The 680-nt window shown below is 24.7% G+C and carries 1 pseudogene; it reads right to left on the reverse strand.

The features are described 5' to 3' along the window. Positions 1–680 (reverse strand): annotated as a pseudogene (locus tag HMPREF2647_RS06465) (hypothetical protein); the annotation flags it as partial.

A 680-nucleotide genomic window follows, 5' to 3' on the forward strand; every position in this document is an offset into this window, starting at 1 on the left:
TCTTTTTTCAGTTTTTCAATCTCTATGTTGACTTGAGAAAGTTGTGTTTCTAATGGTTCGATAGAAGTTATTTGTTTTTGAGTCTCAGTATATTCGTATGCTATTTCTTGTTTGGTTTTCCCTTCTATATCATCTAAGGATTTAATAGCTTCATTTATTTCCTTCTCAACATGCTTTTTCTTTTCATGCCAATCATTATAAACTTTGTCTATTTCGCTTTTGGTAGTATTTTTTAATTCAGTAAAAGTAGACTGTATTTCTTTTAGTTTTTCATTATGATTGTTTATAATACGTTGAATATTATCAAAGATATCAATATGTTTAATTTCTTGATTGTAATTTTCTTTAAAAGGTAGAATGACGTTTGTTATAGAAATATCATTATCTTCAATAATTTTTTTAGTGGTTTTTATGTATTGCTCTTCTTTAGATACTTTACCTTGTACCTCTAATTTCTTTCCAATGCCCAGTTCATTGAAATGTTTTAACTTTTCTTTTAATTTAGGCAATTCATTGATTTTCTCTTGTAATTTTTCAAGTTTCTCTTCAGTTTTAATTAAAGATTCTGTATTTGATTGTAAGTTACTTTTTATTTCTTCTTTTTTTTCGTCATTATTATCATTTCTGTTTAAAAAACGATTTAAAATTTTTAATTTTGCATTTTCATCTGTAGTTAAATC

The organism is Staphylococcus sp. HMSC035D11, assembly GCF_001836075.1.
In the GTDB taxonomy this organism is placed as follows: Bacteria; Bacillota; Bacilli; order Staphylococcales; family Staphylococcaceae; genus Staphylococcus; species Staphylococcus hominis.